We start from the raw sequence: 24,596 nt of genomic DNA on the forward strand, positions 1-24,596 counted from the left end.
ATAACAAACAATTACAAGTTCAATTACAAGAATAAACATCAAATTAAAAAGGATTTTAGTATTTTTACTTCAAATACGAATACATGCAGTTTTCAGAAAAGCGAAATCTTACGCGTTGGTTTATCATAGTAGCATCTTTTTTCATTGTAATCTTAATACTTTGGAATACCTATAACTTTTTCCAAATTTTTAAAAACGAAGAGCGAGCAAAAATGGAGTTTTGGGCAAGTGCGCAAAAAACGTTAGCTAATGCCAATGAATTTACAGATATTGAATTACCATTCCAAATCATCCAAAACAATACTACAATCCCAATGATTGTAACAGATAGTAAAGATTCCATTATAAGCCACAACAATATTGAGGACGCAATTGCAAATGATACTGCTGCGTTAAAAAAATATTTCAATTCGATAAAAAACGACAACCAACCCATAAAAATGCAACTTTCGGAGAAAAGTTATCAATTGGTTTATTATGGAAATTCGCCTTTATTAAATAAATTAAAATATTATCCTATTGCTTTATTATTGATTATTATTTTGTTTGGTGCTGTAGTGTATAATTTTTATCGTGCAACCAAAATGGCGACGCAAAACAAACTTTGGGCTGGAATGGCAAAAGAGACGGCACATCAAATTGGGACTCCTTTATCGTCTTTAATTGGATGGTTGGAAATTTTAAAATTAGACAATGTTGAAGAAAGTACCATTGTAGAAATAGAAAAAGATATTACTCGATTACAAACCATTACAGATAGATTTTCGAAAATAGGAAGCGAACCTGTATTAGAAAAACGTGATATAGTTGAAGACACGAAAAACACGGTTGATTACTTACAAACTCGAGTTTCTCAGCAAGTTAATTTTACTTTCAAGGCTCCTGAACATCCTATTTATGTGGAAATCAATCCTGCTTTGCATAGCTGGACAATAGAAAATTTAGTGAAAAATGCCATTGACGCCATGAAGGGAAAAGGTAGTCTAAATATTATAATTTCAGAATTAGAAGATATGGTAAAAATCAGTATTTCAGATACTGGAAAAGGAATTCCTAAAAACCTATTCACTAAAGTTTTTGAACCTGGGTTTACCACTAAAAAACGCGGTTGGGGATTAGGATTATCATTAACTAAACGAATTGTTCAAGAATATCACAAAGGAAAAATTAAAGTAGTTCATTCTGAAATTGGAAAAGGAACTACCATGCAGATTAGTTATAAAACAACATAAAAAAATCCCGAATCATCGGGATTTTTATTTATAAGTTTGAAGCAATTTGTTCTGCTAATTCTTGAAACTCTTCAGGTGTTAAACTGGTTTTTCTTTGAAAACGCATATCATCCATATCTTGAAGTGGAATTAAATGTACGTGAACGTGTGGCACTTCTAATCCAACAACAGCTACTCCAATACGTTTACATTCAACCGATTTTTCAACAGCTTTAGCTACTCTTCTAGAAAACTTCATTAATCCTAAATAATGATCTTCTTCCATATCAAAGATTTTATTAATCTCTTGTTTTGGAATACAAAGTGTGTGTCCTTTTGCATTAGGATTCACATCTAAAAAAGCCAAATAATTTTCATCCTCAGCAATTTTATAACAAGGAATTTCTCCGTTTACTATTTTAGTAAAAATACTAGCCATTTTAAATAAATTATTAGTCTCTTGTAATTTCTAAAACATCAAATTTTAACACACCGTTTGGCACGTTAATTTCTGCTACTTCTCCAACAGATTTTCCAAGTAGACCTTTCCCAATAGGAGAAGTTACTGAGATTTTTCCTGTTTTTAAATCGGCTTCACTTTCAGCTACTAATGTATACTTCATTTCCATACCATTAGCTTGATTTTTAATTTTAACGGTAGACAACACCAATGCTTTTGACAAATCTAATTGCGACTCATCAATTAAACGAGCATTTGCCACTAACTCTTCCATTTTAGAAATTCTCATTTCTAATAAACCTTGCGCTTCTTTTGCAGCATCATATTCTGCATTTTCAGATAAATCTCCTTTATCTCTTGCCTCTGCAATAGCTTGCGATGCTTTAGGGCGCTCTATACTTTTAAGTTGATCTAATTCGTCTCTTAATTTTTTTAATCCTTCTGCGGTGTAATAAGATACTGTACTCATAACTTCATAGTTTATATAAATAGAAAGAATCCCACCTGCATGGGATTCCTTTTCACAAAGATAGTGATTTATTTTTAATATTAATTTAAGTAATATTGTAATGTTTAGTCAAAAGTAATTAATTAAATTTGTTTTACAAATGAAAACAAAAAACCTAATGAAAAAATTTCTTATTCTACTTTTAATACCTTTATTTTTTGGATGTGACAAAGAAGATTTTCAAAACAATAACCCATATTTACCAAACTATCCTGTAAACTTAAACATCAATATGAGTTTACCTCAATACAGTAATTTATTAAGTCCTGCTAATGCAGTTTACATCAATTCTGCTGGACAAGGAATTAGAGGAATAATCGTTTTTAACACAGGAAGTGGTTATGTTGCTTACGACGCAGCATGTCCAAATCAGGCTTTAGCCTCTTGTTCCACTATGACTTTAAGTGGCATTAATGCTATTTGTCCGTGTGACGATAAACGTTATAGTTTATTCTCTGGTTTATCACAAGGCATGCAATATCCAATGAAACGTTATCGCATAGAACAAACAAGTGAAGTTTCGCTTCGTGTATACAATTAATAAAAAAGCCTGAAATTTTATATTTTCAGGCTTTTTTCAACTTAACTTAATTTAACTAAAATTTTAAATTCATTCCAAGAAGAAAATTAATCCCTGCTTGCGGATAATAACCTGTTCCCTCTATTGTTACTGGAGTTGGTCCAGACCAAGTATCATCATATGTGTAGAAATACCCGTTTGATTCATATTCTACATTAAAGATATTATTTACCAACGCTGAAAAAACAATCGATTTAATTCCTTTATTGATTTGCCAATCGTAAGAAGCATTAAAATCATTAATGAAATAACTATCCAATATAGAATTTTCTGAATCGATATTTCCCATATACTGTTCTCCAACAAATTTTGACAATAATGACAATTGTAATCCTTTAACTGGCAAGTAAGTAAACCTATTTCCAAAAATAAAATTAGGTGAATACGCAATATTTGTATTCCCTAAATTTAGAATTACACCATCTCTTTGAAAATAGAAATCTTTATTTTGATTCTGACTCAAAGTTATATTTGGATTCAAAATTAATTTATTAGTAATTGCAATTGTAGATTCTATCTCCAAACCTAATCTGTAACTTTTTCCACTATTTGTAAAAATTGGCGAACCTACATCGTTTAGTGCTCCTGTCATAACCAATTGGTCATTATATCGCATGTAAAAAGCGTTTGCTGATAATTTTACTTTTTTAGAATTGTATTTCCATCCCAATTCATAATCAAATAAACGCTCTGGTTTTACAGCGCCATTTTCGTAATCATCTCGTCGTGGTTCTTTGTTAGCAATTCCAAAATAACCATAAAAGGCGTTTTTTTCGTTTAATTGATAATTCAAACCTGCCTTTGGATTAAAGAAGCGAAACGTATCGTTTACATCGTCGAACTTTGTACTAGTAGCATCGTAAAACACCATTCTGTATTGCAAATCAGCAAATAAATTCAACTTGTTTGTAACATTGTATGATGCTTTTGTATAAAAATTTACATCGTCTTTATTACCATAATTATCATAATAGCGATTTGGATTTGGAATGTAATTTTGTGTCCAAACTACTTCACCATAATGCAATCCTAAATAACGATTTGCAGCTCCTCCAAATAATAAATCGGTTTTAGCTGTTTTATAATTTAACGAGAATGTGGCTCCAAAGAAATCATTATCTAACCAACGTTTTCTTACCAAATCAGAAATTGGATTACCATTAAAAGCTGGTAAATTATAGTCGGTTAAATCTGCATCTTCTTTGTATTGTTCAAAATAGCCTTTCCCAATGGTATAATGTAATGCCGCATTTGAAATCCAGTTCTCTGTCCATTTTTCTGTCCAATGCAATTGAAAATGATTTTGCCAATAATTATCGGTTTCATTATTATAGAATTTCATGTTGCCGAATTCATCGAAATACATTCCGGCAGGATTGAAGGTTCTACTTCCATTTAAATCTTCCGTTCCGTACCAAGCTTGATAGGTTTTTTCTTTTCCACCAAAAGCTAAAAACTTAATCAAAGTAGATTCCTTCACATAATTAGCATTAAAAAAATAACCAAACATATTAGAAGTAGCTCTATCGATAAATCCATCCGAAGCTATATTGGAAATTCGACCATTCATTTCGAAATTATTATGCAAACCTGTACCAAAAGAAAGCGTGTGTTTTCTCGTATTGAAACTTCCGAAAGAATTTGAAATTTCGGCATACGCTTTTTCTTGATAGGATTTGGTTGCCATGTTTAAACTCGCGCCAAAAGCTCCGGCTCCATTAGTTGAAGTTCCTACTCCACGTTGCAACTGAACACTTTCTAAAGAGGAAGCAAAATCAGGTAAATTCACAAAAAATGTTCCTTGACTTTCACTATCATTAAAAGGAACCCCGTTTAAGGTAACATTAATACGAGAGCCATCAGAACCACGTACTCTCATGTACGTATAACCTACTCCATTTCCAGCATCGGTTGTGCTAACCACAGAAGGCAAATATTGCAATAAAACGGGTACATCTTGACCTAAATTTCGTGGCGCAATTTCTTCTTTGGAAACATTTGTAAATGTAATTGGGTTTTTGTCTTTTGCTCTAACAGACGAAACGGTTACTTCTTTTAATTCGGTAACTTTTGTGGTATCTTTCTTAGTTTCTTGCGAAAAAGAAATAAAAGGCAAAAGGTAAAAGGCAAAAGGTAAAAGGCAACTAAAATAGCGACTTTTTGTTTTTGGCATTAAGCCATTTTTTTTGAATAAAGTTTTCATTCGTAAAATAAATACGAATAAAAGGGGTAATTATTCCTTGGTTAAAAATTAATTTTAATACTCTTTGACGCTAATAAACGTGCACATTTATTTTTGTCAATTCCCTAAACAGCATTATCTGTTCTAGGTTCTATGGGTATGATCTCAGCTCGTTATTTAGAGCACCCCTTTGAGACGGGGCAAAGATAAGGCAATATCAATGACAATTACAAGAACAATTTCAATTTCAAACTTTTTTATATTGATTTTGAACTTGAATTTGTTCTTGAACTTTTAAAAGTTTGGTTTTTTCCTATTTTGCTTTAAAATGCTCATTACTTTTTTGGCATTCAGGCGTTTTTCTTTTACCGCTCTTGGAATTTTAGTTTCTTTTCGCTCTTTTGGAATAATCAGTGCATTTTCTAGTAACTTAAAACATTTCTTAATGACTTTTTCTTTGTTTTTCAGTTGACTTCTATCTTCTTCGCTAGTTAAAATAAGAATTCCATCTTGCGTTAATTTAGTTGCGATTTTGGTTTGCAACAAAGTTTTTTCATCATCGGTCAATCCTTTTGAATTGACTATATCGAATGTCAACACTACTTTAGAAGAAACTTTATTTACATTTTGTCCTCCTGCACCGCTACTTCTTACCGCTTTAAATGAAAACTCAGATGCGATTATTGATTTATCCATTATCAGGTTGGTGTGAAGATTTTAATAAATCATTTACAGTTTTAACTGGATTGAAAGTTTCTAACGGAACCTCAACAAAAATAGTGGTCCATTTTGCCATAGCGCCATTCCATAACCCAGGAAGTTCAAAAGCTTTAATAGGTTTGCCGTTTTTTGTTTTTTCGGTAATAAAAGCTGCTTTTGGATCGACAAACTGGGTTAAATCAAACTTTTCGCCTTTAAAGTTCTTAACTCCGCAAACAATATCAACCGGGTTAAAATGAGTAGCTTCTTTTGCTATGTTTTTTTGCGATTTATTATTCAAATCTATTTGAGAAGATTCAACAATTTGTAAAGTTTGACGTCCTTTTTCATCTTGTACCCAAAATGGCCCACCACCTGGTTCGCCTTCATTTTTAACCATTCCACAAACACGAATTGGTCGATTTAAGACTTTAATTAAATACTCAATTTTGTATTCGGTTTGGAAAAAATTAAATTCTTCTGGCAATGGAAAAGCTGTTTTATTTTCAGCAAAATCTCTGATTTCGTTAATTTGTGCTTCCGTTACATTTCCGTTTGAAAGCAATTTTAAATAATTGAAAATTTTGTACTGAACAAAAAATAAAACACCACCTAATAACTTCTTATTCGTTTCAATTACTTTTCTATGATTTTGAGAAACGTTATCAATATTTTTAATGTAAATTATATCCGATTGTAACGCATTCAAATTATCAATCAAAGCACCATGCCCACCAGGCCTAAAAAACAACTCTCCATTTTCTACACGAAAAGGAGTATTATCTTCATTAACCGCTAAGGTATCGGTGGATTGATTTTGATACGAAAAACTGATTTCACAATCTGAAAATTGATTGGTAATCTTCTCAAAATCGGGTTGAAATTCTTCCGTTATAGTGAAATGAATTTTTGTCTTTTGATTTTCTTTCTTAAAAAAATCGGACTCAAAAATATTTTCTTCAATTGGAGTAATGATTTTCTCATCTCTCACATGAAAAGGCAAAATACCTTTTGGTTTGTTAGCAAAATCTAATCCTTCCTTACTTAACAAAGTTTTTATTAATGCGTGATATTTTTTATCGCTTGATAACGAATAATAATTCGGATACAATTGAATAGTTTTCTCTTTCAATTCTCTGTAGAAAGGAAAGTTTTTTAATCCGAAAATAAAGATCGAAATATCTTTAGCATTTCGCTTATTAATATAACTATTGATAGTGTCATTCTCGGCATCAAACTCATTCAAAAACTCATTCAAAAATTTGAACATACGAGTAGCCGCACCCGAAGCAGGCACAAACTTTTCAATCGAATAATTGGCTTTGTGTTTATCGAAATAGTTTACAAAAACAGAGGTATCCTCTTCTGAAAATTGCCAAATACCATCGCCTACTTTTGCTGAGCGAACTAGGTTAATTTTGGGAATTCCTTGGATAAAAAAATCCAACTGTTGTTGAATTTTATCGATTGAGTTTCCCCTCTTTTGTATGTATATTAAATCGTCTTCTGTAAAAATCTTTTCCATTCTTTATAGCCTAAAATAGCAATAATCGTAAATAGTATAAATTGAAAACTCGAAAAGGTCAACCCTTTATAAAAGTATAAAGGAATTGAAATTGCATCGGCAATAATCCATAAAATCCAGTTTTCGATTTTTCTTTTGGCCATGAGCCACATCCCAACAAAAAATAATCCTGTTGTGAGTGCATCAACATAAGCTGTCCAATGGGTAAATTTATCAAAAAAATGGTAAACTAATACAACAAACGTCAAGGTAATTGTAAAAATTAGCGTTGAAATTAGAAATTCTTTCCGATTAATAGTTGAAATGGGAAATTCTTCTGCACCGCTTTTTGTTTTGGACCATAAATACCAACCCAAAAAACTCATAATTGTATAATAGAAATTGATAATTAAATCGCCATACAATTGAAATTCAAACAAAATATAAACGTAAAGAATCGTGCTAACCAAACCCGTTGGGTATACCAAAATATTGTTTTTTCGAGCAAACAAAACACTGATAACTCCAAATACGACAGCAATTAATTCTAATGCAATCAAGAAGTTGGAATACTCTTTATACTGAGAAAAAAGAAACTCTATCATAGCGAAAAGAAGTTACTATCGTTTTCAAAAGCTGTTCCAATCACCACCAAATCTGCGCCGGCTTCATACACTTCTTGAATCGTTTTCATAGAACGAATACCTCCACCAACAATCAAAGGAATATGAATATTTTGTGATACAAACCGAATCATTTCTAATGAAACGTGTTGGTTGGCACCACTTCCAGCTTCTAGATAAATCAATTTCTTTCCTAAAAATTCGCCTGCTTTTGCGGTTTTGTAAGCTAATTCGATATTGTTGTTTTCAATTGGTTGGGTTTGACTTACACGTTGCACGGCGGTTTCTTTTCCTCCATCGATTAGTAAATAACCTGTTGGGATAATTTCTAAATTTGATTTTTCTAACGCTTCTACCGAATTAATATGATGCTCAATCAAATATTCTGGATTTCGACCTGAAAGTAGACTTAAAAATAGAATTCCATCAGCTTCATTGGAAATTTGTGATGGATGACCTGGGAAAATTAAAATGGGTAATTGTGTTTCTTTTTTTAATGTAGCTATCAATTCATCCAAATGCGTTCCGCTAAATGTGCTTCCTCCAACAAAAATATGTGTGGCTGGTGATTCTTTAATTTTATTTGACAAAACAATTGCTTTCTCAATAGAAACTTTTTCAGGATCAATCAGAATAGCTAATAGTTTTCTATTGTCTTTTTTAGCTTGAAGTATATTTGAATAGAGATTTTGCATTTTATTTATTTGGAAAAGCACACACAAAGATATAATCTTCTACTTTATAAAATTGAATAGTAAACTTTTCTATTGTGTTATTAAAATGCAATTCTGCCGAACATTTCTCGTCAGATAAACAAAATTCGTCTTCAAAAATATGTTCAGGAAAACTTATTCCTACTTCATTCTTAATTTTGAATATCGATTCTTTAACACCCCAAATAATAGTTGCCTTCATTATTTTTTCAAATTCCGAAAGATTTTCAAGATGCTTCATTTCTAAAAAACGAGGGGCAATTTTCAAGGTTTTCTCTTTTAGAATTTCAATATCAATACCCATTATTTGATTACTTATACAAATGCAAGAAAATGTATGAGAATGCGAAATAGAAATATTTTTACCATCATTTAAAATTGGTTTTCCTGTTTCAGTATATGTTAAATCATAATCATTATATCCAATATGTTGCAACAACATTCTAACGGCTAAAAAACCCTTTTGATGTTCTTTAGATTTCATTCCCTCTAATCTAAATAATGAAGTATCTTTTAGCGAAACCGCTCTAAATAATGAAGTTACATCTTCTGTGATGTGCCAAAAGTATGCGGTTGTAGTTGCATTAATTTGTATGGATGTATAAAAAGGCATCGGATATTTAATTGTGGTTCAAATAATTAGCAAGATAAACAAATCACAAAATTTCAAACATTATTTAGAAAATAAAAACTTATGTTGTAACTTTGCACCCTCAAATTTAAAAATAAATTAATAAATATAATGAGTACAAAAACAATTCCATATGTACCATACAAAGTTAAAGATATTTCTTTAGCAGCATGGGGAAGAAAAGAAATTCAATTAGCTGAAGCTGAAATGCCAGGTTTAATGGCTTTAAGAGCAGAATATGGCGCAAGTCAACCTTTAAAAGGAGCTCGTATTGCTGGATGTTTACACATGACCATCCAAACAGCAGTTTTGATTGAAACGTTAGTTGCTTTAGGTGCTGATGTAACTTGGTCTTCTTGTAACATTTTCTCTACTCAAGATCATGCTGCCGCTGCAATTGCTGCTGCTGGAATTCCTGTTTATGCATGGAAAGGTATGAATGAAGAAGAATTTGACTGGTGTATTGAGCAAACTTTATTCTTTGGAGAAGATCGTCAACCATTAAACATGATTTTAGATGATGGTGGTGACTTAACAAACATGGTTTTTGATAGATACACAGAATTAGTTTCTGGAATTAAAGGTTTATCAGAAGAAACTACAACTGGAGTTCACCGTTTATACGAAAGAATGAAAGCAGGAACTTTATATATGCCAGCTATCAACGTAAATGACTCCGTTACTAAATCTAAATTTGACAACAAATACGGATGTAAAGAATCTGCTGTTGATGCGGTTCGTAGAGCTACTGACGTTATGTTAGCAGGAAAAAGAGTAGTTGTTTGTGGTTATGGTGATGTAGGAAAAGGAACTGCTGCTTCTTTCCGTGGTGCTGGTTCTATTGTAACAGTTACTGAAATTGATCCAATTTGTGCTTTACAAGCAGCAATGGACGGTTACGAAGTTAAAAAATTAGACACTGTTATTGCTAATGCTGATATCGTTATTACTACAACTGGAAATAAAGATATCGTAGTAGGTCGTCATTTCGAAGCTATGAAAGATAAAACTATCGTTTGTAACATCGGACACTTCGATAACGAAATCGATATGGCTTGGTTAAATGCTAACTATGGTGATACAAAACAAGAAGTTAAACCTCAAGTTGATATTTACAACGTAAACGGTAAAGAAGTTATCATTTTAGCTGAAGGTCGTTTAGTAAATTTAGGTTGTGCTACAGGTCACCCAAGTTTTGTAATGTCAAATTCATTTACTAACCAAACGTTAGCTCAAATTGAATTATGGACAAACAGTGCAGCATACAAAAACGAAGTATATATGTTACCTAAACATTTAGATGAAAAAGTAGCAGCACTTCACTTAGCTAAATTAGGTGTTGAATTAGAAACTTTAAATCCAGAGCAAGCTGCTTACATTGGAGTTGAAGTTCAAGGTCCATTCAAACCTGAGTATTACAGATACTAATTTTTAGTAAATAGTGAAAAGTGATTAGTAAAAAGTCACCTAAATTATACAAAACCCTTACAGCAATGTGAGGGTTTTTTCTTTTACCAACTATTTTTCAACAAATTAGCAACAACTTGAAACTTTTGGCGTTAAATTTGTACTAATCATCAATCATCAACCTGTCCGCCTTTGGTGGATCAAAATCAATCATCATGTTAAAACGTTTTTTTATGTTATGCTCGGGCGTAGATTCCGACATAATTAATGGCTGTTCCAATGGCGAGCAAAACAAATATGCCGGAATTGGAGCTACCGTTTTCTTCACTGCCGTAATGGCTTTTATTGCGAGTGCTTATGCCCTTTTTACTGTTTTCGACAATCCTTTTATTGCAATAGCTTTCGGGTTAGTTTGGGGTTTGCTCATTTTTAATTTGGATCGATTTATTGTTTCTACCATTAAAAAAAGAGATAGCTTTCTTGACGAATTTATTCAGGCAACTCCTCGAATTGCATTGGCGATTATTATTGCAATCGTAATTTCAAAACCTTTGGAAATCAAAATCTTTGAAAAAGAAATCAATACCGTTTTATTGAAAGAAAAGAACGAAATGATGTTGGCTAACAAAAAACAAGTAGCCAATTATTTTCAATCCGACTTAGATAAAAACAAAGCGCAAATTGATAGTTTAAAATCGGATATTCTTAAAAAAGAGAAAGAAGTAAACGATTTATATTCAGTCTACATCACAGAAGCCGAAGGAACTGCCGGAACTAAAAAATTAGGTAAAGGTCCGGTTTATAAAGAGAAACGTGAAAAACATGATGCTGCTTTGCAAGATTTAGCGACATTAAAAGCCTCAAACCAAGCAAAGATTACCGATTTAGAAGCGAAAGCTAAAACCTTACAAGCCGATTTAGACAAAAAAGTCACCGAAACCCAACCTATTATTGAAGGTTTCGACGGTTTAATGGCGCGAATTAACGCCTTGAATAAACTACCTTTCTTACCTTCATTTTTTATTATGCTATTGTTTTTAGCTATTGAAACTTCACCAATTATTGCGAAATTATTATCACCAAAAAGCGAATACGACTTTAAACAAGAAGATAACGAAATGGGCATCAAAAACATGCTAGCTCAAAACCGTTACCAAAGCGAATTACAAAAACAAACTGATGCAGAAATTTACGATAAAGTGTATGCCGACATAAAAGAAGACAAAGAACTTTACAACTACAAAAAGAAAAGCGCTATGGAATTGCTAAAACTCCAAGCTGATGGATTTGTGGAGAAGCAAAAGAAGAGTTTGTAATAAAAAAGGCAATGAAATCTAAATTTACATTGCCTTTTCTAATAAAAGTAATTTCTACGTAAAAATGATTTGTGTCCTGTCACCATCACACAATTCGTAAAATTCTCCTATGGTAATAATATCTGTTACTTCTTCAGACAAATCTTCTTTGGAAAGTTTAAACATGTCAACCGCAAGTTTACAAGCGTAAATCATTCCGCCGCCAGCTGTAATCATTTCTAGAAATTCATCAACGGGAGGCATGCCTAATTCATCCATTTGTTTTCTCATCATACTTGAAACTGCAGATTCTACTCCTGGTAGTCCGCCAAGCATAGTTGGAAATGGAATTCCACCTGGCATTTTCATAGCTGGGTTACCTGTTGTTGCTGTATGCAAGTGATTCATTGATTTTTTGGTGATACCTTCTAGTCCAAAGAATGTAAAAAACAGATTCGTTTCGATTCCTTCCATTACCGCCCCATTGGCCATCACTAAAGAGGCGTAAACATCTTCAAGATTTCCTTTGGCACATATGATACACACTTTTTCTAAAGGTTTTTTTTCTTTCGTTTCCATGTTGAAAATTTTAAATTAAATACAACTTTTGGGTCTTGGAATTCCAGCCATTTTACTTGATATTTTTAATGGTCCTTTTGGAAACAAAGTATATAATTCTTTGATATCTACAACGCCACTTTTTCCAACACCTCTAATGGTTAGAGCGATATCTTTTTTATATTGTTCTTGTAAATAGGTTAACACTTCAAAATGCTTTGGTGTTACTTCGTTTATACCTTCTTCATTTCCAATTTCTATTGCAATGTCTTTATTCCATTGTGATAAATCAGTTAAATATCCATTTGTGTCAACATCTACTGATTTTCCTGCTATTACTTTTTCCATCTTTTTATTATTTAATATTAATATTATTTTTAGTCAAAATTCTTTCCTGATTTGCTCATTTTTGGTGTAATGAATGGTAATTTTCTTGCAGGTAAGAGCATGTTCCAATAAATCCATCTGAAGGCTAATTTACCCCAGTGATTTAATCGAGATTCTGTCAATAAATTTAAAGGACCAATTCCTGCAAATGGAAACTTTCCTTTAACTGGCTCGTAATCGTAATTAAAATCAATTAAAAGGGCTTTCCCATGACCAGTTTCAATGAAACAATTGGCATGACCATCAAAATCTGGTTTTAATTCTTTGCCATCAATATATAATAGAATATTTTCAGTTAATATTTCTGCTTGAAAATGGGCTACAGAACCTGCTTTTGAAGCTGGAACATTGGTACAATCACCTATGGCAAAAATATTTTCTTTAACGGTTGTTTGTAGTGTGTTTTTATCTGTAGGAACATAGTTTAAATCATCTCCAAAACCAGAACGAAGCATGACTTCATCTCCCATATTTGTGGGTATTGTTACCAATAAATCAAAAGGAACTTCATCTCCACCATAATCGACAATTACACCTTTTTCACCATCGATATGTTCTACAGCAAAGTCGGGAACGATTTTAATACCTTTTTCTTTTAAGAGGTGGCCTAACGCTGCTGAACTTTTTTCTTTTGTAAACGCTGCTGAAAGTGGCGTAACGTATGTGATTTCAACTTTGTCTCGCATTCCTTTTTTAAGAAAAAAGGAATCGGCAAGAAACGCAAATTCTAGAGGAGCAACGGGACATTTGATAGGCATTTCGGTAATGTGCACGACCATTTTTCCGCCTTTCCAATCTTTAAGTTTGTCTCGTAAGGCTAAAGCTCCTTCAAAGGTGTAAAAGTCGAAAATGGTTTTGTACCAATAATCACCTAACATGCCTTCTACTTCTCCAGGAGCAGTTTTTGTTCCTGTGGCAAGGATTAAAATGTCGTATTTTAATTTTGTTCCGTTTTCTAGGACTACTGTATCTGAATCTTTATCAATTATATCAATCTTTTCTCGAACTAATTTAACTCCTTTCGGTATAAATTCATCAATTGTTTTTTTAACATCTTCTGGTTTGTAGGTGTCAAAAGGTAAAAACAAAAAGCCCGGTTGGTAGTAATGTGTTTTATATTGATCAACTATTGTTATAGTCCAATCTGATATGTTCAACTTCTTTTTAAGGTGACTTGCCATCATAGTTCCAGCTGTTCCTGCACCAAGTATTACTAAATTTTTCATTATTTTGTAATTTTTATGTTCTTAAATATTACAATAAAGTTACTAATTTATAAAAAATCTCAAAGTAACATAAGTTACACAACTAAATTTCAATTACTTTGATTTTTTATGAGTTTAATAATTTTATTTTTTATTTTTAGAATTAATTTTGTAAGAAACACCAAACATTATTAAATCAGTTGTCATATCATAAGCAACCTCACTTCCTGGAATTGCACCATACGGATTTGAACTTGAAGCAAACATTGGATTTAATAATTGACCTGAAGTTTTACCATTACTTATTCCGTGGTGATATACAGCATCGAGAACTAAATTATTAGTAGCTTTATAGCTGAATCCAAACTGAAAAGCATTTTCAATAATTGCAGTAGCTGGAATATTAAACATAGTTACATCACTATCAATGGGATTTGAACTATAGGTATAACCAAATCGTAAAGGTAATTTTTCTATTCCTTTATATTGAATCCCTGCTGATAAAATGGAAACATTTTTCCATCCAAATCCAGCTACAGATGCTGTTGATGTCCAACCTGTATTTGAAAAACCATCAGTATTTTCATAATCAACCATTCTGTAATCTAAAGCCAAGTCAAATTTGTTTTTTGAATAACCTAATCCAAAAGAAATAATTGCTGGGTAATTCATTTTAAATTCATTTGTTCCTGTTGAATTATCTAAATATGTATTTTCGAAATCAAATGCGCTAAAAAACTGTTGGGTTTTATACGAAGCGCCTGCTTTAAATCCAGTTGCAGAATCATAAAATAATCCTAATTGACCTCCGAATCCAGTTGCAGAAGCTTTATTTGTTGAAGGATAACCAGCCATTGAAGGACTGGCTGTAGGATTTGGCATTAATTCTAAACTTGCATAATTAAACGTTGGAGCTAGTCCAATTGACAATTTATTTGAAATTTTATAAGCCCAAGTAAATCCAACTTGTAGTAACATATAATCTGATTCAATTTTACCAAATCCGCCCATGCTTTGAGGCATATTTATTGGATTTATTGTGCTTTGAGGAAATGTAACTCCAAATCCACTAATTCCAAATGCAGAAGCTCCAAAAGTATGCTTACTGTTTTCTTTACCCCAAACCATAGCTAATGCAGGCATAGGAGAAACACCTCTGTCGTCTTTTGTGTTTCCACTATAAAAATTTCCTGTTGGATTTCCAAAAGAATCAAACTCTGGAACAGTTGAATATAATTCAGGAGAAGAATAAAAAAAGCCTAAATCAAACTTAATTATTTTACTATCAAATACAGATATTGCTGCTGGATTCCATTGTAGTGCACCTGATATTTCTAATGGTTGTGCTGTTGAAGCGCCTCCCATAGACATATTAGAAGCTCCAACACCTTGCATAATATGACCTGTTTGAGCATATAAAAAACTTGAAACAAAAAGTAAGCTAAAATTAAATATGACATTTTTCATGATATCGTTTTTTAAAATTTCTATACAAAGTTAAAAGTATAAAAAAATGATATTTATGATATAAATCATTGTAAGCTGTCTTTAAATAGCTATCTTTATAATAACAAAAAAGCCCGAAACGTAAATTTCAGGCTTTAAACAATATTACTATTTTATTATAGATATTTCAAAATCTCCGATTTTAATCGGTCATATTCACCTTGAAGGATTAAACCGTTATCCAATAATTTTTTATAATTCTGAAGTTTCGCAAACAACTCGTCTTGTGTTAATTGCGCTAACCCTTTTTCTTCCGAAATTGGAGCTTCAACTTCCGTATCGCGAATTACATCATTTGGAGTTGGTATAATTTCAGCATAATTAGTTACTTCCTCTGTTGGAGTTTCCTCAATAGCTTCTTCTTGAACTAGAGTTTCCGATTTAACTTCTTCTATAATTGGAGTTGTTATTTTCGGATTTTTCAACAAATCCAATTGCTCTTTCGCGTAAGTGTATAATTTTCGAGCTTGATTTTTTGGTAAATAATCAACTGTGTGTGTTAAATCTGAATTAGTTGTAAAGGTAAAATCTGCTCCTAAAATACCTTCTTTTACAAACGAACCTGCGATATCATCCCAATCATAATCAATGAATTCCATTGACAAACCTAAATTTTTAGGCTTACATAAAATGATACGTTTGTTGGTCACCACAATGCTATCTGGAAAAATAGTTACTGCAGGTTTTTTCTGAACGGCAATGTAGCCTACTTCTTCGTTCGACATTAAAAGATTTTCCAATTTAGCCGTGATTTTCTCAATAGCTTTTGGATCTTGATCTTCGTTTAATATTTTTTTTAAGTTGTCTATCATAATTTATTTCAAAATTCTTTATTCAAAATTGAATATTCAACATTTACTTTTTTACCTACAAGATTTTAAAAACCTCACAGAAATCATTCACAAAAGTAATGCCTAATTTTCTATTCTTGAATTTCTTGTTGGACTTTTTTCGTTAAACTTTTGAAAACAAGTTCGTAGGAATGATTAATCAATTCGCACATCATTTTATCGGAAACATCACCATGAAAACGAACGGTATTCCAATGTATTTTACTCATGTGATAGCCTGGTTCAATGGCTTCATATTCCGCTCGAAGTTCCAAAGCTCGTTTTGGATCGCATTTTAAATTTAACGATGGCGTTCCTTTTTCCCATTCGGATAATGAGGTTAAGCAAAACATTTTTCCACCTACTTTAAATACCAAAGTATCTTCATCAAACGGAAAATGTTCAGTGACACCTTTTTTAGATTGGCAGAATTCGTATAGTTGTTGGATGTCCATTTTGATGATTACTTTTCAATTTTATACAAAATAGGTTTTGATGGTGAAGCATCATTTTCAAACGAAGCGAATTGTAAATTCAATAAATAACTCCCGTCTTTTATTTCTTCATTAACGTAAATCATTTCCGTAATCGTACAATTGAATCGAGCATCTTGATTGACTTGATTCACATCTTTTACATTCCAAAACGCTTTATGTGCTAATAATTTTCCTTCGTCGTGTTCTTTGTCGACACTTGGCAAATCGACAAGCAAATGTTGAATTCCTTTTTCTTTAATAAAAATCGCAGCAGCTTCTTCCAAATAAGGAGGATTTGTATTGGAATAATTCAGATGCTTTTTGCTTTCTGAATTTGGCAATGTTCTGATGATGATTGCTTCTGGCGAATTTCCTCCCAATGCTGATTCAATTTGCTCTTTTGTAATAACTAAATCTTCTCCAACAGCTTTTGGTTCCACTGAAATCAATTCTGCAGTAAAGAAAAACTGTTTCAAACATTGATTTATTGAATAAAAATGGCGGGTAATATGTCCCAAACATTCCGTATGCGTACCATGTGCGTGCGGATTGAAAAAAATATTATTGAAATTAGTAGATGATTTTTCTTCCGAAACTTTTCCTATCCAATCGCCCATTTTTACGGGTTCGATTTCAGGGGCATTTTGATACCAAGCAATTGGATTTTGATCGTCATTGGTTAGTGGAATCGAAATATCAATCGGTTTTGATAAGTCGATTTGAAATGTAGAATTATTGTGAGTGATTGTTGTTTTCAAAGCAATTATTGATTAAATTTACAATGATATTCAGATTTTAAAGATAGACAAAATGAAGAAATTTTTCATAATTTTATCGCTTTTATCTACGTTTTGTTTGTTCTCTCAAACCAAAACTGATACGATTCAACCGATTTTACAACCAATTAAAATCGATGTTAATTTGAATTCGAACAAACATTTTTTCACATTCAATCAACTAAATTTCTACACAAAAAATGATTTTTCTATTTACAATAGAACCACGATGATGAATGATAATTATTCGATTTATAATGGCCAATTTGAATACAAGAATTCCATTTAATTCCACAAAACATGTTGTTTAATTCTAAAATTGATTCGTTCAATCCCAGCGGAACAGATGAATTTGGAAGTACCCTTTTCATGGGTGTTTTAAATTTAGCCGAACAATTATTTCAATCGAAATAAAATTATAAATTCAACAGAAATAAATCACTGGCAATTCCATCGCTTAAAAACTTTCCTTTTTTAGTAGTTCGTAAAATGTTTTCATCTACAAACAACAAATGGTCTTCTATGAATTTTGCTGCTTGACGGTTCAAATAATCTAAATAGGTTTTACCAAATTCTTGCTCGACTCTTTCTAATGAAACACCCCAAATTGTGCGCAACCCCGTCATGATATATTCGTTGTAACAATCGGTTTTGGTTAAGGTTTCAATTTCTATTGGTAATTTATTTTCTTGAATGGATTTGATATAAAGTGAATTATTCGAAACATTCCAACCTCTATTTTTTCCATCATAACTGTGAGCAGACGGACCAATTCCGATGTATTTTTTACCTAACCAATAACTAGAATTGTTTTTGGAGAAATAGTTTTCCTTTCCAAAGTTCGATAATTCATAATGAATGAATCCGTTTTCCGAAAGTTTGTCAACCAAAATATGAAAATGTTCTTGCGCCACTTCATCATCAGGTTGTGGAATAATTCCTTTTTGAATAAACGAATGCAAAGCTGTTTTAGGTTCGACTGTTAAAGCATAACTCGAAATATGCGGCACACCAAAAGACAAAGCCGTTTCGATGTTTTGCAACCATTTTTCATTACTCATTTCGGGAACACCATAAATCAAATCAATAGAAATATTATCAAAATATTGAATAGCTGTTTCCAAACATTTTTTAGCTTCTTCAGCATTGTGCGCACGATTCATCATCTTCAAATCGTCTTCAAAAAACGATTGAATTCCGATTGATAATCGGTTGACTTTATTTTTTGAAAGTTCAATTATTCGATTCTCTGTTAAATCATCTGGATTGGCTTCTACCGTAATTTCTGGATTTTCGACTACTTTATAGTTTCGATACACTTCATCAATTAAAAATCTCAAATCTGCAATCTGCAATATCGAAGGCGTTCCACCACCAAAATAAATCGTTTCTACAATCTCATCCTTAAACTCGTTTTTACGTAATTCAATTTCTTTAGCCAATGCCAAAACCATCTCCTCTTTCTTCTTCAAATTAGTAGAAAAATGAAAATCGCAATAGTGACAAGCCTGTTTGCAGAATGGTATGTGGATGTAAATTCCGCTCATATTTAAGTGCTCAGTGTTCAGTTTTTAGTGTTCAGTACTAGTTACAGTTTTATTTAGTTTTCAGATTTTGAACCGAATTTTCCCGGGTTTAAAATCATGTAATTTATTAATCTTCCGACTTCTTTTGATTTTTCAGTCAAATAGTCAAATGTCTCTTGAGTAATATATTTACAAGCTAAAGCATATTCTAACCAACCTTGCGTTTCGGAATTTTCTGCATCTGCATCAGTTAATTTGCTGTGAAAATATTTTGGATATTCCCTTTTACGGTAAGCTTCAGCTATTGTGATTGTTACACTTCTTGAACTTCTTCTAATTTGATCTGTTAAAGAATAAGTTTCTTCTTTTGGAAAACTTTTTGATATTTCAAAAACTTCCATTGCAACATCAAATCCTTTTTTATAAGCTAATAAATCTTGAAATCTCATATTGTTTATTTACACGATATTATACTGAACACTAAAAACTGAACACTGAGCACTATTTTTTAACTCTCGATTCATTCTGTTTTACAAAAGCATCCCAACCCGAATAACTTTTTCCCACTTCCACTCTTCCTGAATTGAAAAAATGACAAACTGCTGCAGCCAAACCATCTGTTGAGTCGAGGTTTTTTGGTAATTCTTTTAAACCTAATAATTGTTGAAGCATTTTAGCAACTTGTTCTTTGCTGGCGTTTCCATTTCCGGTGATGGCCATTTTAATTTTTTTGGGTTCGTATTCTGTAATAGGAATATCTCTCGAAAGTCCGGCTGCCATGGCAACTCCTTGTGCTCTTCCTAATTTTAACATCGATTGTACGTTTTTACCAAAGAAAGGCGCTTCAATAGCAATTTCATCTGGATTGTGTGTGTCGATTAACTCAATGGTTCGCTCAAAAATGACTCTTAATTTCTGATAATGGTTGTCGTATTTGGATAAAATGAGTTCGTTCAACTGTAGAAATTCCATTTTCTTGTTGACTACTTTGATTAATCCAAAACCCATAATCGTAGTTCCTGGGTCAATTCCTAATATGATGCGTTCGTTTGCCAATTATTTAGTTTCAAGTTTAAGGTTTCAAGTTGAAAGTTTTGTTTCTTTGCAACATGATTTCAATTCCTCACAAAGCTAAGCAATTCCTTGTTTTTACCATCAAACTTTTGATTGTAATTGGTGCGTTTTATTTTATTTATGACCAAATTGCTAGTAATTCAAAGTTAGAATGGAGTAAGTTCCAGACTTTAGTTTTGGAAAAAACTTCAATTACAACTATCATTTTCATTTTATTATTTAGTGTTGCGAATCGCTATTTTGAGATTTTAAAATGGCAAAATTTAGTTGATTTCATCAAACCGATTTCGGTTGGCGAAGCAAGTAAACAAGTTTTGGGAGCTTTAACTGCTGGAATTTTCACACCAAATGGTTTGGGAGAATATGCCGGAAAAGCCATGTTTTTCAAGAAAGAACAAACTAAAAAAGTGGTATTTTTAAACTTGATTTGCAACGGAATTCAAATGATTTTGACAATCATTTTCGGAGCTATTGGATTGATTTTAATTGGGTATTGGAAATGGGCGTTAGCGATAATTGGAATGGCAATCGTGTTATTTTTCGCTTCAATTCTTTCGAAAAATATCACTATTAAAGGTTATTCCATTCAGAAATTGCTCCACAAAATCAACGAAATTCCGAAGAAGATTCATCGAAAAAATATTTTATTGGGCATTTGTCGTTACTTGGTTTTTTCGCATCAATATTATATTTTGTTTTTGGTTTTTGATGTGGATTTACCTTATCTGACTTTGATTAGCTCGATTGCTGCGGTTTACTTTTTAGCTTCTTCGTTGCCGAGTTTTCAATTTTTAGATTTTGCTGTAAAAGGAAGTGTGGCGATGTTTTTCTTCGGAAAATATGGTGTTAACGAATGGATAGTAATTTTCATTAGTACGTTAATGTGGTTTTTAAACGTAGTTTTACCCGTGGTAATTGGAAGTTATTATGTGATGCGATTTAAGTTGAATACTTCAAAATAAATTCTTTATGTTGGAATTAATTCTCGGAATTGTTTTTCTAATTTACATCCTGTTCATCGGGCAACTGATTTATGGATGTAATCGCATGAAACGCTTTTCGAGAAAGGAATTCACTCCAAAAACATCTTTTACCATTGTAGTTCCGTTCCGAAATGAAAAAGAGAATCTCCCGAATTTATTACATTCTATTTCTTTGTTGCATTATCCGAAAGAATTAGTGGAAGTGATTTTAGTGGATGATGACTCTGAAGAAGTGTTCAGTGTTCAGGATTTAGTGTTCAGTTTGAAAGTAATTAAAAACGAACGGAAATCTAATTCACCAAAGAAAGATGCGATTGAAACAGCTATTCAAATAGCCAAAAACGATTGGATTATAACTACCGATGCAGATTGCTTGGTTCAGAAAGATTGGTTGAAAATTTATGACCAATATATTCAGGAAAATGAAGTGGAAATGGTGGCTTCTGGCGTTTGTTATGTTCCAAAAAGTGGCTTTTTATCCGCTTTCCAGAATTTAGATTTTCTAAGTTTACAAGGCGCTACAATTGGAAGTTTTGGAATGAATCAACCTTTTATGTGTAATGGTGCAAATTTTGCGTATTCCAAAGTATTTTTCAAGGAATTAAATGGATTCCAAGGAAATGAAATGATTGCCAGCGGAGACGATGTTTTTTTATTACAAAAAGCAGTATCATATGCTCCGAAGAAAGTTGGATTTTTGTTGGCTAAAGAAAGTATTGTCGCTACAAAACCAGTAGAGAATTGGTCTGAATTATTTCAGCAACGGGTTCGCTGGGCTTCGAAAAGTACGGGTTATTCTTCGTTTTATGGTAAGTTGCTAGCTTTAGTAGTTTTTGGCGGGAATTTAGTCTGGATTTTAAGTTTTTTACTTTGGTTGACAAGTGTATTAGACCAAAACATTTTCATGCTTTTTGTCGCTTTAAAATTCCTAATCGATTTTATCTTAATATACAAAACAGCAAACTTCTTTGAATCGAAATTGCAATATGTGTTAGCGAGTAGTTTGCTGTATCCGTTTTTTAGTGTTTCGGTGGCGGTGTATTCTTTGTTTGGGAAATATAATTGGAAAGGGAGAAAATTTAGTAAATAAATAACTCGCAAAGACGATTTATTTGGAACGCGGATGAGAGGATAAAACTGATATTCACAGATTTTTTCAACCGCAAACTTGTCATGCTGAAAGCATCTCTTTTATGTTAAAAATTAAATTTTTGAGTTTGATTTTTGAACTTGTACTTGAATTTGCTCTTGATTTTGCCCTTGCTTACTTCTCCATTTTAATAATGACCGGAAGCACAAATTGCGTTTTTACTTTCACGCCTCTTTTTATGGCAGGTTCTACTTTTGGGAAATCGGATAATCTTGAGGTTAAAATACTATCGATTTTTGTTTTATCTGCCAAAGCAATGCTGTCATTTGGATATAGGGTTTCGAATTGCAAACTCGAATCGGGATTTACGGTAATTTTTACGTTGATGGTGTCGATTTCTGGATATTCAATACGTAACGTGTCAATTCCTATTCGCTCTTGAATGGTTTGCGCCATATAATCGAAGAAACATTGTCTTTTGATTTCCGCATCTTTTATGGTATCGCATTGCAAAACCGATGGAAATTCATCGACTTCGTCCCAATTGATTTTTTTCAATTCTTGTTCTAGCAATTCTTTCTCATTAGGAACTTCTTTTTCAAAGTACTGACAAGAAACTAATGAAATAAACAATATAAAAATAGCTGTTTTTTTACTCATAAAATTATTGTAATGAATACATCAAAGGAAATGCATGTTTTACCTTAACCACTTTCCCTTTATGTTTTGCTGGTTCAAATTTTGGTAATTTTAATATTGTTTTTCTTAATTCTTCTTTTATCGACTCCGCTTGAGGTGGTCCAATAATTTCTTGAACAACTGCTATCCCATTCTCATCAATTATAAACTTTGCAAGTAATTTCACAGTAATTCTTTTCTCAATTACATCCTCTGGAAATACAAAATTCTTTTTAATATGATTCATTAATTCGGTTTGAAAACACTCTTGAGATTTTTCAACAGCAATTCCTTTACAATTTGGAAATGCAGGTGCTTGTTCAACTATTGTCAAAGGTATAATTTCAGAATTTGAGTCAATAATCTGAACATCATTAATAATAACTGTCTTCTCTTTTTCTTGAGAAAATGAAATTATTGAAAAAACTAAAAAAACCACTTGAATTAATTTTCTCATATTACTCTTGCATCTGAAAGGTTATTGGTATTGCAAACATAATATTTATTGGTTTTCCATCGCAAGTAGCTGGAATAGCTGTTGGCAACGATTTAATTATGCGTATAGCTTCTTCCTCTAAAATCAATCCATTTTTTGGACCATTAGCTTCTTTTATTTGCGGATTTCCTTCTTTATCAATATAAAATTGTACCAAAACTCTTCCTTCTAATTCGTAATCCATTGCAAATTCTGGATATCTAAACTTGTTATAGATATGCTTTCTTATATAATCTGTAAAAGCAATTTTTTCTTCAAAACCTGTTGTTGGGTTTTTTCTAACGTAATAAGGCGATTCTTGATTATTACATATAGGAAGATCTCCTACCTCTTTTTTGACATTATCAGCTAGTTTTGATTTCTCAATAGAATCGGCTTGTTTTTTTTGCTTTTTTGCAATTTGACTTTCTTCAACACGAACTAAATAAGCATCCCATTCTTTTTTTCTAATTTCTTCATATTCCCTTTTTGTTTTTGCCAGTTCATTTAAACGTTCTTGAGTAGACATTTTTTTATCTTGTGCAATAGCACTATTAACAATTATAAAAGAAACAAAAAATAAAAAAACAAATCGCATAGAAATCAATTATTTAAAAAAGTAAGAAACAAAGTTATAAATTTGTTAGACAATAACTAAAATCTTATGGAATACTTTTTATTGATTCTGGGTTTGCTTTTAATGATAGTTGGGATTATTGGAAGTTTACTTCCTGCTTTACCAGGTCCGCCTATTAGTTGGGTTGGGATTTTATTGCTTTATTTTTGTTCAGGAATGGAAACCAATTATTGGTTACTAGGAACAACTTTAGTAATTGCCGTTGTGATCGGTATTTTAGATTATGTAATTCCAGCTCAAGGAACAAAATATTTTGGCGGAAGTAAATACGGAATTTGGGGAACGAATATAGGTTTGGTTATTGGAATTTTCGCACCTATTCCTTTTGGTTTTTTAATTGGACCTTTTGTTGGAGCACTCGTGGGAGAACTTATATATAACTCTCAAGAAAAAGGACGAGCATTTAAAGCTGCTGCTGGTTCATTTATTGGATTTTTAGCAGGAACCTTCATGAAACTATTGGTGAGTTTACTTTTTTTTGGATTATTCTGTGTTTTGGTTTGGCAGAATAGAGGAATTTGGTTTTAACGAGAAGTATAAAAATCAAAAAAGCTCTGCATAAATGCAAAGCTTTCCATTGGT

General features: G+C 32.1%; 29 protein-coding genes. 8 read left to right on the forward strand and 21 right to left on the reverse strand.

The annotated features are described in order from the left end of the window. Positions 1-83 precede the first annotated feature (83 nt). Positions 84-1,232: a sensor histidine kinase gene (locus BP92_RS0101360; protein ID WP_026724393.1), complete on the forward strand. Its 1,149-nt coding sequence runs from the start codon at positions 84-86 to the stop codon at positions 1,230-1,232. 28 nt (positions 1,233-1,260) lie between these two features. Here the strand turns inward: BP92_RS0101360 and BP92_RS0101365 are convergent, their stop codons facing one another. Then, positions 1,261-1,650, reverse strand: coding sequence for an HIT family protein (locus BP92_RS0101365; protein WP_026724394.1), 390 nt, complete (start codon positions 1,648-1,650; stop codon positions 1,261-1,263). A gap of 13 nt (positions 1,651-1,663) precedes the next feature. Beyond that, positions 1,664-2,140, reverse strand: coding sequence for a transcription elongation factor GreA (greA, locus tag BP92_RS0101370; RefSeq protein WP_026724395.1), 477 nt, complete (start codon positions 2,138-2,140; stop codon positions 1,664-1,666). Positions 2,141-2,297: 157 nt separating this feature from the next. Here greA and BP92_RS0101375 point away from each other — a divergent pair, with 157 nt between their 5' ends. Further along, complete coding sequence (locus BP92_RS0101375; protein ID WP_026724396.1) at positions 2,298-2,720, forward strand: Rieske (2Fe-2S) protein; 423 nt, start codon at positions 2,298-2,300, stop codon at positions 2,718-2,720. Positions 2,721-2,775: 55 nt separating this feature from the next. Here the strand turns inward: BP92_RS0101375 and BP92_RS0101380 are convergent, their stop codons facing one another. The 6 genes from BP92_RS0101380 to BP92_RS0101405 all read right to left on the reverse strand — a co-directional run bounded on the left by BP92_RS0101380 (position 2,776) and on the right by BP92_RS0101405 (position 9,093). Beyond that, a complete protein-coding gene (locus tag BP92_RS0101380) occupies positions 2,776-4,962 on the reverse strand; it encodes a TonB-dependent receptor (RefSeq protein ID WP_026724397.1) in 2,187 nt (728 codons plus the stop codon). A gap of 273 nt (positions 4,963-5,235) precedes the next feature. After that, entirely contained in the window at positions 5,236-5,637 is a 402-nt protein-coding gene (gene arfB, locus BP92_RS0101385) for an alternative ribosome rescue aminoacyl-tRNA hydrolase ArfB (RefSeq protein WP_026724398.1), read from the reverse strand. After that, on the reverse strand, positions 5,630-7,165 hold the full coding sequence (locus tag BP92_RS0101390; protein WP_026724399.1) for a DUF4301 family protein: 1,536 nt from the start codon (positions 7,163-7,165) through the stop codon (positions 5,630-5,632). Before BP92_RS0101390 ends, arfB begins: the two co-directional genes overlap by 8 nt. Further along, positions 7,135-7,749, reverse strand: coding sequence for a nicotinamide riboside transporter PnuC (pnuC, locus tag BP92_RS0101395; protein ID WP_026724400.1), 615 nt, complete (start codon positions 7,747-7,749; stop codon positions 7,135-7,137). The genes BP92_RS0101390 and pnuC overlap by 31 nt, the downstream gene beginning before the upstream one ends. Next, positions 7,746-8,462 (reverse strand): geranylgeranylglyceryl/heptaprenylglyceryl phosphate synthase, encoded by a 717-nt coding sequence (locus BP92_RS0101400; RefSeq protein ID WP_026724401.1) that lies wholly within the window; start codon positions 8,460-8,462, stop codon positions 7,746-7,748. Before BP92_RS0101400 ends, pnuC begins: the two co-directional genes overlap by 4 nt. A 1-nt stretch (position 8,463) precedes the next feature. Next, positions 8,464-9,093, reverse strand: a complete 630-nt coding sequence (locus BP92_RS0101405) for a 4'-phosphopantetheinyl transferase family protein (RefSeq protein WP_026724402.1) — start codon at positions 9,091-9,093, stop codon at positions 8,464-8,466. Positions 9,094-9,222: 129 nt separating this feature from the next. Between BP92_RS0101405 and ahcY the strand changes: the two genes are divergently transcribed. After that, positions 9,223-10,539 carry an adenosylhomocysteinase gene (gene ahcY, locus BP92_RS0101410; RefSeq protein WP_026724403.1) on the forward strand — a complete coding sequence of 439 codons (1,317 nt, stop codon included), beginning with the start codon at positions 9,223-9,225 and terminating at the stop codon, positions 10,537-10,539. Positions 10,540-10,733: 194 nt separating this feature from the next. Further along, positions 10,734-11,834, forward strand: a complete 1,101-nt coding sequence (locus BP92_RS0101415; RefSeq protein ID WP_026724404.1) for a DUF4407 domain-containing protein — start codon at positions 10,734-10,736, stop codon at positions 11,832-11,834. Positions 11,835-11,888: 54 nt separating this feature from the next. Here BP92_RS0101415 and BP92_RS0101420 read toward each other — a convergent pair whose 3' ends face one another. The 7 genes from BP92_RS0101420 to BP92_RS0101450 form a co-directional block, all read right to left on the reverse strand. Next, entirely contained in the window at positions 11,889-12,392 is a 504-nt protein-coding gene (locus tag BP92_RS0101420) for a DsrE/DsrF/DrsH-like family protein (protein ID WP_026724405.1), read from the reverse strand. 15 nt (positions 12,393-12,407) lie between these two features. Further along, on the reverse strand, positions 12,408-12,719 hold the full coding sequence (locus BP92_RS0101425) for a TusE/DsrC/DsvC family sulfur relay protein (protein WP_026724406.1): 312 nt from the start codon (positions 12,717-12,719) through the stop codon (positions 12,408-12,410). 29 nt (positions 12,720-12,748) lie between these two features. Next, positions 12,749-13,984, reverse strand: a complete 1,236-nt coding sequence (gene sqr / locus BP92_RS0101430) for a type III sulfide quinone reductase, selenoprotein subtype (RefSeq protein WP_026724407.1) — start codon at positions 13,982-13,984, stop codon at positions 12,749-12,751. Positions 13,985-14,107: 123 nt separating this feature from the next. Continuing rightward, complete coding sequence (locus BP92_RS0101435) at positions 14,108-15,430, reverse strand: OmpP1/FadL family transporter (RefSeq protein ID WP_035692590.1); 1,323 nt, start codon at positions 15,428-15,430, stop codon at positions 14,108-14,110. 155 nt (positions 15,431-15,585) lie between these two features. Beyond that, a complete protein-coding gene (locus BP92_RS0101440) occupies positions 15,586-16,281 on the reverse strand; it encodes a PH domain-containing protein (RefSeq protein ID WP_026724409.1) in 696 nt (231 codons plus the stop codon). A 110-nt stretch (positions 16,282-16,391) separates the two neighbouring features. After that, positions 16,392-16,754, reverse strand: a complete 363-nt coding sequence (locus BP92_RS0101445) for an MmcQ/YjbR family DNA-binding protein (RefSeq protein WP_026724410.1) — start codon at positions 16,752-16,754, stop codon at positions 16,392-16,394. A gap of 8 nt (positions 16,755-16,762) precedes the next feature. After that, the gene (locus BP92_RS0101450; protein WP_026724411.1) at positions 16,763-17,533 is read right to left on the reverse strand and encodes a cyclase family protein; all 771 of its coding nucleotides are present in this window, start codon (positions 17,531-17,533) and stop codon (positions 16,763-16,765) included. A gap of 52 nt (positions 17,534-17,585) precedes the next feature. Between BP92_RS0101450 and BP92_RS0101455 the strand changes: the two genes are divergently transcribed. Beyond that, on the forward strand, positions 17,586-17,840 hold the full coding sequence (locus tag BP92_RS0101455; RefSeq protein ID WP_026724412.1) for a hypothetical protein: 255 nt from the start codon (positions 17,586-17,588) through the stop codon (positions 17,838-17,840). A 127-nt stretch (positions 17,841-17,967) separates the two neighbouring features. Here BP92_RS0101455 and hemW read toward each other — a convergent pair whose 3' ends face one another. From hemW to ruvC, 3 genes are read right to left on the reverse strand one after another with little or no spacing between them, the layout of a single operon-like run. After that, positions 17,968-19,098 (reverse strand): radical SAM family heme chaperone HemW, encoded by a 1,131-nt coding sequence (gene hemW / locus BP92_RS0101465; RefSeq protein WP_026724413.1) that lies wholly within the window; start codon positions 19,096-19,098, stop codon positions 17,968-17,970. Between the two features lie 53 nt (positions 19,099-19,151). Further along, positions 19,152-19,526: a four helix bundle protein gene (locus tag BP92_RS0101470; protein ID WP_026724414.1), complete on the reverse strand. Its 375-nt coding sequence runs from the start codon at positions 19,524-19,526 to the stop codon at positions 19,152-19,154. 52 nt (positions 19,527-19,578) lie between these two features. Next, on the reverse strand, positions 19,579-20,133 hold the full coding sequence (gene ruvC / locus BP92_RS0101475) for a crossover junction endodeoxyribonuclease RuvC (RefSeq protein WP_026724415.1): 555 nt from the start codon (positions 20,131-20,133) through the stop codon (positions 19,579-19,581). A 53-nt stretch (positions 20,134-20,186) separates the two neighbouring features. Between ruvC and BP92_RS0101480 the strand changes: the two genes are divergently transcribed. Both BP92_RS0101480 and BP92_RS0101485 read left to right on the forward strand, forming a co-directional pair. Beyond that, complete coding sequence (locus tag BP92_RS0101480; RefSeq protein ID WP_026724416.1) at positions 20,187-21,113, forward strand: hypothetical protein; 927 nt, start codon at positions 20,187-20,189, stop codon at positions 21,111-21,113. 7 nt (positions 21,114-21,120) lie between these two features. Further along, the gene (locus BP92_RS0101485; RefSeq protein WP_035692594.1) at positions 21,121-22,224 is read left to right on the forward strand and encodes a glycosyltransferase family 2 protein; all 1,104 of its coding nucleotides are present in this window, start codon (positions 21,121-21,123) and stop codon (positions 22,222-22,224) included. Between the two features lie 174 nt (positions 22,225-22,398). On the opposite strand, the gene BP92_RS0101490 is transcribed toward BP92_RS0101485, so the two are convergent. The 3 genes from BP92_RS0101490 to BP92_RS16620 are packed head-to-tail and all read right to left on the reverse strand — an operon-like array spanning position 22,399 to position 23,906. After that, complete coding sequence (locus BP92_RS0101490) at positions 22,399-22,884, reverse strand: hypothetical protein (RefSeq protein WP_035692597.1); 486 nt, start codon at positions 22,882-22,884, stop codon at positions 22,399-22,401. 4 nt (positions 22,885-22,888) lie between these two features. Next, positions 22,889-23,359, reverse strand: coding sequence for an energy transducer TonB (locus tag BP92_RS0101495; RefSeq protein ID WP_026724419.1), 471 nt, complete (start codon positions 23,357-23,359; stop codon positions 22,889-22,891). Between the two features lies 1 nt (position 23,360). Continuing rightward, the gene (locus BP92_RS16620; RefSeq protein WP_160169107.1) at positions 23,361-23,906 is read right to left on the reverse strand and encodes an energy transducer TonB; all 546 of its coding nucleotides are present in this window, start codon (positions 23,904-23,906) and stop codon (positions 23,361-23,363) included. A 135-nt stretch (positions 23,907-24,041) separates the two neighbouring features. On the opposite strand from BP92_RS16620, the gene BP92_RS0101505 reads away from it, so the two are divergent. Then, positions 24,042-24,542, forward strand: coding sequence for a DUF456 domain-containing protein (locus BP92_RS0101505; RefSeq protein WP_026724420.1), 501 nt, complete (start codon positions 24,042-24,044; stop codon positions 24,540-24,542). Positions 24,543-24,596: the final 54 nt, after the last annotated feature.

The sequence above is a fragment of the Flavobacterium sasangense DSM 21067 genome (assembly GCF_000686885.1).
In the GTDB taxonomy this organism is placed as follows: domain Bacteria; phylum Bacteroidota; class Bacteroidia; order Flavobacteriales; family Flavobacteriaceae; genus Flavobacterium; species Flavobacterium sasangense.

Excerpts from the sequence above, each read along its gene's own strand:
- hemW (WP_026724413.1), bottom strand. The coding sequence starts at position 19,098 with ATGAGCGGAATTTACATCCACATACCATTCTGCAAACAGGCTTGTCAC.
- BP92_RS0101405 (WP_026724402.1), bottom strand. The coding sequence starts at position 9,093 with ATGCCTTTTTATACATCCATACAAATTAATGCAACTACAACCGCATAC.
- BP92_RS0101365 (WP_026724394.1), bottom strand. The coding sequence starts at position 1,650 with ATGGCTAGTATTTTTACTAAAATAGTAAACGGAGAAATTCCTTGTTAT.
- BP92_RS0101455 (WP_026724412.1), top strand. The coding sequence starts at position 17,586 with ATGAAGAAATTTTTCATAATTTTATCGCTTTTATCTACGTTTTGTTTG.
- pnuC (WP_026724400.1), bottom strand. The coding sequence starts at position 7,749 with ATGATAGAGTTTCTTTTTTCTCAGTATAAAGAGTATTCCAACTTCTTG.
- BP92_RS0101490 (WP_035692597.1), bottom strand. The coding sequence starts at position 22,884 with ATGAGTAAAAAAACAGCTATTTTTATATTGTTTATTTCATTAGTTTCT.
- greA (WP_026724395.1), bottom strand. The coding sequence starts at position 2,140 with ATGAGTACAGTATCTTATTACACCGCAGAAGGATTAAAAAAATTAAGA.
- BP92_RS0101505 (WP_026724420.1), top strand. The coding sequence starts at position 24,042 with ATGGAATACTTTTTATTGATTCTGGGTTTGCTTTTAATGATAGTTGGG.
- BP92_RS0101380 (WP_026724397.1), bottom strand. The coding sequence starts at position 4,962 with ATGAAAACTTTATTCAAAAAAAATGGCTTAATGCCAAAAACAAAAAGT.
- ahcY (WP_026724403.1), top strand. The coding sequence starts at position 9,223 with ATGAGTACAAAAACAATTCCATATGTACCATACAAAGTTAAAGATATT.
- BP92_RS0101375 (WP_026724396.1), top strand. The coding sequence starts at position 2,298 with ATGAAAAAATTTCTTATTCTACTTTTAATACCTTTATTTTTTGGATGT.
- BP92_RS0101400 (WP_026724401.1), bottom strand. The coding sequence starts at position 8,462 with ATGCAAAATCTCTATTCAAATATACTTCAAGCTAAAAAAGACAATAGA.
- BP92_RS0101415 (WP_026724404.1), top strand. The coding sequence starts at position 10,734 with ATGTTAAAACGTTTTTTTATGTTATGCTCGGGCGTAGATTCCGACATA.
- BP92_RS0101360 (WP_026724393.1), top strand. The coding sequence starts at position 84 with ATGCAGTTTTCAGAAAAGCGAAATCTTACGCGTTGGTTTATCATAGTA.
- BP92_RS0101420 (WP_026724405.1), bottom strand. The coding sequence starts at position 12,392 with ATGGAAACGAAAGAAAAAAAACCTTTAGAAAAAGTGTGTATCATATGT.
- BP92_RS0101390 (WP_026724399.1), bottom strand. The coding sequence starts at position 7,165 with ATGGAAAAGATTTTTACAGAAGACGATTTAATATACATACAAAAGAGG.
- BP92_RS0101425 (WP_026724406.1), bottom strand. The coding sequence starts at position 12,719 with ATGGAAAAAGTAATAGCAGGAAAATCAGTAGATGTTGACACAAATGGA.
- BP92_RS0101495 (WP_026724419.1), bottom strand. The coding sequence starts at position 23,359 with ATGAGAAAATTAATTCAAGTGGTTTTTTTAGTTTTTTCAATAATTTCA.
- arfB (WP_026724398.1), bottom strand. The coding sequence starts at position 5,637 with ATGGATAAATCAATAATCGCATCTGAGTTTTCATTTAAAGCGGTAAGA.
- BP92_RS0101480 (WP_026724416.1), top strand. The coding sequence starts at position 20,187 with ATGATTTCAATTCCTCACAAAGCTAAGCAATTCCTTGTTTTTACCATC.
- BP92_RS0101440 (WP_026724409.1), bottom strand. The coding sequence starts at position 16,281 with ATGATAGACAACTTAAAAAAAATATTAAACGAAGATCAAGATCCAAAA.
- BP92_RS0101485 (WP_035692594.1), top strand. The coding sequence starts at position 21,121 with ATGTTGGAATTAATTCTCGGAATTGTTTTTCTAATTTACATCCTGTTC.
- BP92_RS0101435 (WP_035692590.1), bottom strand. The coding sequence starts at position 15,430 with ATGAAAAATGTCATATTTAATTTTAGCTTACTTTTTGTTTCAAGTTTT.
- sqr (WP_026724407.1), bottom strand. The coding sequence starts at position 13,984 with ATGAAAAATTTAGTAATACTTGGTGCAGGAACAGCTGGAACTATGATG.
- BP92_RS16620 (WP_160169107.1), bottom strand. The coding sequence starts at position 23,906 with ATGTCTACTCAAGAACGTTTAAATGAACTGGCAAAAACAAAAAGGGAA.
- BP92_RS0101445 (WP_026724410.1), bottom strand. The coding sequence starts at position 16,754 with ATGGACATCCAACAACTATACGAATTCTGCCAATCTAAAAAAGGTGTC.
- BP92_RS0101470 (WP_026724414.1), bottom strand. The coding sequence starts at position 19,526 with ATGAGATTTCAAGATTTATTAGCTTATAAAAAAGGATTTGATGTTGCA.